Origin of the sequence: Streptomyces sp. MZ04, from assembly GCF_004684775.1 — a bacterium.
Taxonomy (GTDB): Bacteria; Actinomycetota; Actinomycetes; order Streptomycetales; family Streptomycetaceae; genus Streptomyces.
Window position 1 is genome coordinate 1 of the sequence record NZ_SRIC01000310.1, and the last position, 9186, is coordinate 9186.

At 69.5% G+C, this 9186-nt stretch carries 6 protein-coding genes; 2 read left to right on the plus strand and 4 right to left on the minus strand.

What is annotated here, in order from left to right; all coding sequences use genetic code 11:
• Together mycP and eccB are read right to left on the minus strand one after the other, a co-directional pair.
• The coding region (gene mycP / locus E2651_RS37045) for a type VII secretion-associated serine protease mycosin (RefSeq protein ID WP_135335661.1) at window positions 1–1194 on the minus strand (1194 nt) is incomplete at its 3' end.
• 18 nt (window positions 1195–1212) lie between these two features.
• Window positions 1213–2745: a type VII secretion protein EccB gene (eccB, locus tag E2651_RS37050; RefSeq protein WP_135335662.1), complete on the minus strand. Its 1533-nt coding sequence runs from the start codon at window positions 2743–2745 to the stop codon at window positions 1213–1215.
• Between the two features lie 187 nt (window positions 2746–2932).
• On the opposite strand from eccB, the gene eccE reads away from it, so the two are divergent.
• Window positions 2933–4255, plus strand: a complete 1323-nt coding sequence (gene eccE, locus E2651_RS37055; protein WP_135335663.1) for a type VII secretion protein EccE — start codon at window positions 2933–2935, stop codon at window positions 4253–4255.
• The gene (locus E2651_RS37060) at window positions 4255–5028 is read left to right on the plus strand and encodes a hypothetical protein (RefSeq protein WP_135335664.1); all 774 of its coding nucleotides are present in this window, start codon (window positions 4255–4257) and stop codon (window positions 5026–5028) included. The genes eccE and E2651_RS37060 overlap by 1 nt, the downstream gene beginning before the upstream one ends.
• A gap of 88 nt (window positions 5029–5116) precedes the next feature.
• Here E2651_RS37060 and E2651_RS37065 read toward each other — a convergent pair whose 3' ends face one another.
• Together E2651_RS37065 and E2651_RS37070 are read right to left on the minus strand one after the other, a co-directional pair.
• Complete coding sequence (locus E2651_RS37065; protein ID WP_135335665.1) at window positions 5117–6622, minus strand: PQQ-binding-like beta-propeller repeat protein; 1506 nt, start codon at window positions 6620–6622, stop codon at window positions 5117–5119.
• 537 nt (window positions 6623–7159) lie between these two features.
• Complete coding sequence (locus E2651_RS37070; protein WP_135335666.1) at window positions 7160–8362, minus strand: hypothetical protein; 1203 nt, start codon at window positions 8360–8362, stop codon at window positions 7160–7162.
• Window positions 8363–9186: the final 824 nt, after the last annotated feature.

Below are 9186 nucleotides of genomic sequence, written 5' to 3' on the forward strand. Positions count from 1 at the left end.
ACCAAGCCCCGCCACCACAACCCCCGCCCCCACAGCCACGTACGTAGCGATCCGCGCCGTACGTTCCTCTGCCGTCTCACGGAGGTGGAGTTCAGCGGGAGTTGGCGCCTTCGCACGAGTGACGCCCTCCTCGGACCTCGGGGTCTCGATCGGGTGGTCGTCTTCCGTCAGGGCTCGGACCGGGTCCACCACTCCCCAGCCGACCAGGATGTCGTGGCCTGCCACCGAGCGTTCCGCTGTTTGTTTGATCTGGGCGGTGATCTGGCGGGACGTCCAGTCGCTGTGCTTGGACTTGATCAGGGCCGCCACACCCGCGACGTACGGCGCCGAGAAGCTTGTGCCGTTGTCCGAGCAGTGGCCGCCTCGGGGGACTGTGGAGATGACGTCCACGCCGGGGGCCGCCACTCCCACGAACTCGCCTGACTGGGAGAACGGGGCCCGTTCGTTGTTGCGGTCCGATGCCGCTACCGCCAATACGCCCTCGTAGGAAGCCGGGTAGGTCGGCTTCACGTTGCCGCCCAGGCCGTCGTTTCCGGCCGATGCCACGATCACCTTTTCGCGCGCGAGTGCCCTGTCAACTGCCTGTTTCAGGATCGGGGTCGGCTTCACGGCGTTGGCCGTGTCCTGGGAGATGTTGATGACGTCCGCGTCGGCGGCGACCGCATAGTTGATTGCCGTCGCGAGAGTCTGCGCGGTGCCGTGGCCCTCCGCGTCGTTCTGCTGGATGGGGATCAGCGTCGCATCGGGGGCCAGGCCCACGAAGCCGGTGCCCTTGGCCGGGCGGGCCGCGATGATGCCCGCCACGCGCGTGCCGTGGCCGACTTCGTCCGTCGTGCCGTTCTCCTTGCCGCGCTTGAGCTTGTTGCCGTTCTCGTCCTTGAGGTTCTTGGGCAGCAGGTTGCGGCCCTTTGACACGTCCACCGCGCTCTTGAGCTGTGGGTTCTTGACGTCCACCCCTGTGTCGATCACCGCTACCCGTACGCCCTTTCCGGTGGAGTTGCGCCACAACTCGTCCAGGAGGACCCGTTGCAGCGCCCAGGGGCGGCCCTCGTACTTCTTGGACGGGAACGTGCACTGGTCACCGGCCGCGGTCGCGGTGGGTGCGGCGACGGCGAGCATCGTTGTCGTCGCGATCACCGTCAGAGTCGCCGCCGTGGCCGCTGCGATGTGCGGCCAGCGCTGTGCGTACGTCATTGTCAGGCTCCCTGTGGCCTAGGAGCCCTGCGGCTGGCGTGCCGCCGAAGTCGAGAGGCGCGGGCCCGTGGGGAGGAACTTGGACCAAGGGGCCGGCACTGGAGTGACGTCCGTGTCCGCGTAGCCCAGGCGGGTCTGGGCCTGTTGCGCCTCTTCCTGCTGCTGTTTGCGCTGCTTGGCCGTGGTGCCGATGCCCGCGTCCTCCGTCGCACCGTCGCTGTTGGACTGCATCGCGTAGCGCAGGCCTGTGTCCGTGGCCAGGAAGACACCGCCCGCCTTCGTCTCTGTGCCTGTGAACTGCCGGTAGAGCAGGCCCGATCCGGCCGTGACGTACGCGCTGGACGAGCCGGTGGGGAGTGTGGCGGGGAAGTCCGTCCCCGCCCATGTGCTGAGTGTCGTTTTGCCGTCGTCGCCGTCTACCTTGCGCAGGACATTGCAGACAGTGTTGCGGCTCCCCACCTCGGCAGAGGCTTCGTTGACGCGCGTCGGCGCGTGGCTCGGCCACCCGTACGACGCGTCGAACGCCTCGAGGTCGGGGGTGAAGGCGCCGGTACTCAGGTCACGGGCGTGGCCCCGCTGGCCGACGTCGACCAAGTCACGGCTGCTGAGGAGGAGTTTCGCGGTGAAGTCGGAGACCGGGGAGATGCGTCCGGGCTCGACTACGTAGTGCTGCGTCCCCGCCCCGTCGGACGACTTGAGGACCATGCCGACTCTGTTCGCCCGCTGGTCCTGGAGGCCCTCCACGTTGGCGGCTGCTCCAGGATTGCCCTTCACCTTCGGGTAGATGATCGGGTCTCCGTAGTGGAGTGTGTCCAGCCACTCCTTGGACACCCGCTGCGGTTGACGACCGAAGCCCACGATCGTGCGCAGGAGGTATCCGAGCTCGTCCCGTTCCGCGATCCGGTACGCCATACCGTGCGCGTCGACCACGTAGCGGACCTTGTCGGGGCCGATGACGTACAACAGCTCACCGCCGCGCAGCCGTTCGCTGCCCTCGGTCTTTTTCTGCTCGCGCTCCGCCAGGATGAACGCGGCCTTCTGAATGGCTCTGTCACCCTCTACCGGGCGCTCGCACACCGCCCAGCGCTTGGCGGCGCCGGCCTCGGACGCCGAGGGCAGGCGGTCGGGGGCGTACGGAATGCCGATGGGGGCGCCGTGGGGGATCGTGCCCTTGTCGAGGACCGACTCGTCGACGTTGATGATGTCGCCCTTGTCGGAGTCGAGCAGGAGCTTCGCCGAGGCCATGTTGAGCACCGGGTGCAGTTGGGGCTTGCCTTTCGTCTCCAGGATCACGTACCGCGTCGTGGACTTGCTCGCGATGATCACGTGTTCCTTCGGCTCGTCCCAGCCGGGCTTGGCCGCCGGTTTGAACATGCCCCAGGCGCCGAAGACGGCCAGGACGATCACTCCGACGATGATGCCGGGGACTACGCCACGCAGCGGGCGTGGTGCGCCCTCCTCCGAACCCGAAGGCGACGGCTGGATGAAGGACGCCAGCGTGCGGCGCTTCGCGAAGGTGTAGGCGTTGAGTTCATCCCGCCGTGATGCCATGAGTGTCTGCTTCTCCCCGCTGCAGCGCCGGGGGCATGCGACCCCCACCCTCCGTTGTCAGACCCGGCCCCTACTATGCCTGTTGAGTAATCGCGCGTGTGGGGTGGGTAAGGTTCCCGGGCGTTCCTGGGGCGCAAGTTCCGTACGATCAGGGTGATTCAGGAGATTTACGGGGGGGGTTGGGCTGATGGCTTCCGCAGCGCGGACCGGGGCTCGGGGACCGTCGAGGTCCGGGACTCAAGGGGAGGCAGCGCCCACGGGGTCCGGCGGGTCGCCGCACCGAGGCGCCGTCACCTTCCATCTCCGTGCGCGCTCCGCGCAGTTCGGATCGTTTCGCCTGCAACGACTTGTGCTGATCGAGGTCGCCGCAGCCCTTCTGCTGGCCGCCTGGGTGGTGGATCCGCTGGCCCTCGTGCCGACCGCTGTCGTCTCGGCGATGCTGGTGCTGCTCGCCGTAATGCGCCGTCGTGGCCGCGCTTGGCATGAATGGCTGGGCGCCGCACAGGCGTTGAGGGCACGCAAGCGCCGGGCGGCGAGTACGCCGATACCTCCGGGTACGGAGCCTTCCTTCGCCCCAGCCGTCGAGTGCGACCCCGCCCTACGCACCTATACCTACAGAGACCGGGACCGACGGCAGGTCGGGATGGTCGGCGACGGAACGTTCCTGACCGGCGTGCTCCAAGTCGAGTCGGACGCCACCGCGTTGCGGGCCGAGCGCGGGAGGCAGCCACTGCCGGTGGGGCTCGTACGGGACGCCCTGGAGGTGGACGGGATCCGGCTGGAGTCGGCACAGATCCTGCAGCACACCCAGCCGGCGCCTGCGCTGCATCTCCCCCAGCAGTCCGTGGCCGTCAGCAACTACGCGCCCCTGCAGGCCCAGACCGGAGCACCAGCCGTACGGATTACATGGGTTGCCCTGAAGCTTGACCCTGAGCTCTGCCCCGAAGCGGTGGCGGCGCGTGGAGGCGGGTTCGTGGGGGCTCAGAAGTGCGTGGTGCGTGCCATGGACCAGCTGGCAAGTCGGCTCACGGGGACCGGCTTTCGGGCCACGGCGCTGACCGAGGAGCAGTTGGCCGCCGCCATCGCCACGTCGGCGGGCGCCAATCCGCTGGTCACAGCAGAGGCCGGGAGGTCCGATCTGCCCGAGCGCAGGACGGAGGAGTCCGCACGCGCGTGGCGCTGCGACAACCGCCGTCACACGACCTACTGGGTGCGGCGCTGGCCGCAGTTGGGAAACGCGGACGGTCCGTCGCTGCCGAAGCTCGTCGCGCTGCTCACCGCCGTCCCGACGCTGGCCACGACATTCAGCCTCACCCTGCGCCAAGCCGAGCGGCAGGAAGTGTCGCTGTCCGGGCACGTGCGGGTGACCGGGCGCAGCGATGCCGAACTCGACACCGCCCGGCGGGCGTTGGAGCGGGGGGCCCGGCAGGTCGGTACAGGACTGGTCCGCCTCGATCGAGAGCAGCTGCCCGGGATGCTCGCCACTCTGCCGCTAGGGGGTACCCGCTGATGACCGTCACGCATCCGACCACGCCAGCCACGCCGGCCGTTCCGTCCGCTCCGGGCGATGCGTTCCGCACGGCAGTACGCCGTGGGTTCGGGCTGCTCGGCCCACGCCATCGCCGCCACACACTCCCTGCCGAGCAGGTGGACGCGCTGGCACTGCCCATCGGCGACGACGGCGTCGTGATCGGCGTGGACGCGCAGGGGCAGCCCGCGGTCCTCGGGGTCAACCGACCTACTCCGTACGACGTCCTGCTCATCGGCGGGCTCTGGACGGCCCAGGTCATCGCCTTGCGGGCCGCCGCGACGGGGGCCCGGGTGGCCGTGGAGACCGGGCGGGCGGCGGCATGGGCCCAACTCGTGCAGGCGCTCGGCGTCGGGCCGAGCGGGATGTCGGTGCATGACGTGGGGCGGGTACCTCCGCAAGGTGCGTCGGCGGGGAGTCCGGTGCTTGTGGTGCGGGACTGCGGCATGCGGCCTCCCCGAGGGCGGGTCGTGTCCGGCCCCTGGCAGTCGGTGCTGACCCTGCTGCCGTACCTGAGTCCGGTGGCGCCACGGCTGATCCGGCAGGCCCGCCTGGTGGGAGTACAGCGGGTGTCGCCGGATGAGGCGGCTCAGATAGGGCGGTCCGTGGGGCTGCCGAGCGGTGACGTCGAGGCCCTGCCGACCCTCTCGGACGGGGTGACGCTGTGGTGCGGCGACCGTGACCGGCAGTACGTGATGACGCAGGCCACCGATGCCGAGAACGGATTGCTCGGCACCGCGCGGCGCATGGACTGAACCGACGCCGCAGAAGACGCTGCAGAAGACGCTGCAGAAGAAGGAGCCCGGCGGAACGGCCGATGTTGCGGGCCGGTCCGCTCGCGGACTACTTCGTGCGTCCTTGCTTCGCGCTCTCGATTCCGACCGTCAGCCAGACCCACTCCTTCTTCTTGCCGCCGGTCGGACCCGTCGCCCGCGGAGCGCTGAGGTAGAGGCGGCCGTTCTGGACGACGATGTCGTTCGTGTCCGGCTCCGTGAGTGGCCAGGCCTCGGTCGGCAGGGCGAAGTAGAAGTACGGGGTCTCCTTGCCCGTCTTCGGGTTCAGGCTCACCAGCGCCGACGGCGTGATGTGGTCGGTGCTGTCGCGGAACGCCAGGAGTTGGTCGCCGCTCATCCGCAGCGGGTGGAGGAGTTGGTTGCGGCCCGACTCGAACTTCAGGACCGTCTTGCCGGTGCTGAGGTCGAACGACACGATCCGGTTCGCGTTGTCGATCATGTCGCCGTGCGGGTCCTCGCGGCTCGTGAGGAAGACCTGGTCGCCGCTGACCACCGTCGAGGGGCAGTTGTCGACCGCGCCGAAGTCCAGCGGGTCCTCGCAGTCGACGACGTAACGGCCGCTCTCGAGCCCGATGGTGGCGCGCTGCTTTCCGCGGTCATCGAGGGAGATCAGGTGCGTCACCTCGACGTCGCCCGCCGCGGGCGCGATGACGGCCGGCTCGGCGGAGAGCAGGCTGACACCCTTGATGCCGTCCGCGGCCTGGTACGTCCACTTCGCGTCGCCGGTACGCGGGTCCAACTTCCGTACCTGGTACGTCGTTTCCTTGGGGTGGACGCAGCTCAGCAGCATGAGCAGGCCGCGTCCGCCCGCCAGACCGGTGTGCTTGCAGTCGGAGACGCGGCCCTTCTTCCAGAGGCGGTCTCCCGTGTCCATGTCGTACGCCGTCGAACCGTCGCCCCATGTCACGGCGACCGTGGCATGCGTCAAGGTCACGCTCGTGGCGTCCTGCCCGAAGACCGTGTCGGAGGTGGGGAAGCCCTTCTCCCAGATCTTCTCGCCCTTGTCGAGGTCTACGAAGGTGACCCGGTCGCACGGTGAGTCCTCGTCCTCCCCGGACCTGTGGAGGACCGCGGTTCGGCCCTGCACGGTCACATGGCGCGTCACTCCGCAGATCGGGCCGGAAAGCCGGATGCTCCAGGTCTCGTCGCCCGCCTCGGCGTCCTTGCCGATCTCGAATCCCACCAGCGTTCGGTTGATGCCCTTGGCGAGGATCTTGTCCGTTGCCCAGGTGCCCGGAGTCGTGTACTCCTCGCCAGGGGCCATGTCGTCGGCGGAGAAACGGAAGGCCATGCGTCCCGAGGTGTTCGCGGGGCGCTTCTCGGCGGTCTGCCTGACGTCGAGCCGGCCTTGCGGGACGGCGTCCGACGGCGACTTGTCGTCGCCCCTCGCGGGATCATCGTTCCCGAACCAGAGGAACCCACCGCCCGCGCACAGCAACACGATCAGGACGGTGGAGACGACACCGATCAGCGTCCTGCGGCGACGGTTCCTTCGCGCGCTGTCCGCCACCAGCGTGGACTGGGTGTACGAGGAAGGAGGCGGGCCGAAGCTCACGTCGTGAAGTCCTTTCTGCGCCGAGGGTGTCGTGGGTGTCGTGTCACTGGGCGCGCATCCGCTCCCTCGGCTTCGGCTGTCGAAACAGGGCCCCACTATGCATGGCGAGCGATCTTGTCTGTGCGGTGGGTGGGGAATCCGCCCGAGAGGGCTTCCGAGAACTGCCGAGGACTGCCGAGGACTTCCGAGGACTTCCGAGGACTTCCTTGGTGCGGACTTCTTGATTTCCGCTTTTTGTTGCCTGTTGGGGTGGTTTGGTCATCGCGTTATGGGGACGTGGAGAGCTTCGGAGTCGGGCGTGACGGAAAGGACAGTGCTAGGAGGTGGGCTGCCCTGCCGTGCTGGTGGTTTTGGTGATTAGGCTGGGACTGGGCGCGACGCCAGAACCCGCGAGCGGGTCGTTCGCGTCTCTCACGGGGAGAGCCAAGGCGGATCGGACGACAGGAACGGTCGCCCCCCACCACGGCACGAGGGTGCTCGACCACACCAGGAGGCATTGTGAACAGCGATCGGGACGAGATCCGCGGGGGCTGGGACTCACCCGTCGATGATCAGTCCGACGCGGAGTCCGCTGCCGAGACGACGGGCGAGTTCACCATCGACTACGCCCCGCCCGCCTGGTACACGCAGAACGCGTCCGGCAGTGCGGGGGAGACTCCGTCGGTGCCGCCGGTCTCCTCGCCCGCGGCTGATGCCGTGCCTGCGCCCGCGCCGGTCGATCCTCCCGCCGCTGCTCCTGAGCCTCCGGCCGCTTCCGCTCCGGTTCCGCCGGTCGGGCCGCCTGTCGCTGTGCCGAAGCTGCCTGTGGGGAGCGGGTTCCAGCCTCAGAGCGACTGGGCTGCGCCCTCCGCTCCGGCTTCGGATCCGGCTTCTGTTCCTGCTCCTCCCGCTACTCCTGCTTCGCCTGCTTCGTCTGCTTCGTCTGCTTCTGAAGGGGGTTCGCCCTCGGGGGGCGCCGCCGACTGGAGTGGTGCCGTTGCGGGCGTTGCCTCTTCCGTGCATGTGACTGGGGTCGTTCCGAAGCCTGAGACCGAGGTCAAGGATGAGGCCGTTGCCGAGGACCTTGGCAGTGGCGATCTCGAGAGTGGCGCCACCATGCGGTTCTCCGCCGTCGCCCTGAAGAGGGAGATCGAGGAGCGGGCCGCCGTCGCGGAGGCCGAGGCGGAGGTGGAGGTGGAGGCGGAGGAGACTCCTGCGTCTGCGTCCGCTGAGGTGAGTTCCGAGGCCGGTGATTCCCTGGACGTCGAGGAATCGGGCGAAGGCGAAGAGGTTGAGGGCGAGGAGGGGGCTCCTGAGGAGGGGGCTCCTGAGCAGGAGTCTTCTTCCGTCGTCGAGCCTGTCGCGGATCTTGGTGACCGTGGCGGCGAAGAGGTCGCCTCGGGCGTGGATGATGCGGTTGCTTCGGACGTCGATGCGGACGAGGACGAGGACAGCGGCGAGCACTCGGCGTCTGACTCTGCGCCCTCCCTTGGTGTTGATGGTGCGGGCGACGATTCCGATGCCGATTCCGATACCGATGCCCTCGTAGGCGTGGGGGACGTCGATGAGGATGCTGACGGCATCGTCGACGACTCCGCCGAGATCAACGACGCCGTTCTGGATGACGCTGCCCCGCAGGACGCCGTCCCTGAAGACGCCGCTCCGGAGGATGCCGCTCCGCAGGACGCCGTGGCCGCCGCGCCTGTCGACGAGGTGCAGGACTCGGTGCCGCCCTCCTGGACTCCCCCGCCCGCGCCGCACGGTGGGCTTCCGCCGCTGCCGCCCGCCTTCCAGCCTGCCGCGCCTACTTCCGCGCCCCAGTGGCCGGTTCCGGCGCAGGCCGCGGCGCCGGTGGAGCCGACGCCTGCTGCCGAGCCGGTGCAGCCGCAGGCTCCGCAGCCCGCGCCGCACGCTTGGCCCGCGCCCACTGGGCCCGTGGCTCCGACGCCGGTCGCGCCCGCTGCGGCCACCGATGCTCCTGTGACTCCGGGTGGGTACGGGTTCCCGCAGGCCGGTGCGCCGACTCCCGCCCCGGGGCCGGTTTCACCGACGCCTGCTCCTGCGGCCACACCCGCTGTCGATGCCCCCGTACCTCCGGCTGGATACGGATTCCCGCAGGCCACCGCTCCGGGGCCGGTTGCGCCCGCGCCCACTCCTGCGCCCGCGCCTGCCGCCGATGCTCCCGTGCCACCGAGTGGGTACGGGTTCCCGCTGGCCGGTGCGCCAGCTCCTGCCCCGGGTCCGGTTGCGCCCACCCTCGCGCCGGCACCCGCACCTGCCGCCGATGCGCCCGTCCCGCCGACCGGGTACGGCTTCCCGCAAGCGGCGGCCCAGGCTCCTGCCCCGGCGCCCACGCCCACTCCGGCCCCTGCACCTGCGCCCACGCCCACTCCGGCCCCTGCACCTGCGCCCGCACCAGCTCCCGCGCCTGTTGCCCCGGCCCAGCAGGGTAATTACGGGTTCCCGCAGCAGGGCGCTCCCGTTCCGCCGAGCGGCTACGGGTTCCCGCAGCAGGGTGCTCCCGCTCCCGCCGCCAACCCCAACTTCCCCGCCCCGCAGGGAAGTTACGGGTTCCCTCAGTCGCC

Excerpts from the sequence above, each read along its gene's own strand:
- eccB (WP_135335662.1), bottom strand. The coding sequence starts at position 2,745 with ATGGCATCACGGCGGGATGAACTCAACGCCTACACCTTCGCGAAGCGC.
- eccE (WP_135335663.1), top strand. The coding sequence starts at position 2,933 with ATGGCTTCCGCAGCGCGGACCGGGGCTCGGGGACCGTCGAGGTCCGGG.
- E2651_RS37060 (WP_135335664.1), top strand. The coding sequence starts at position 4,255 with ATGACCGTCACGCATCCGACCACGCCAGCCACGCCGGCCGTTCCGTCC.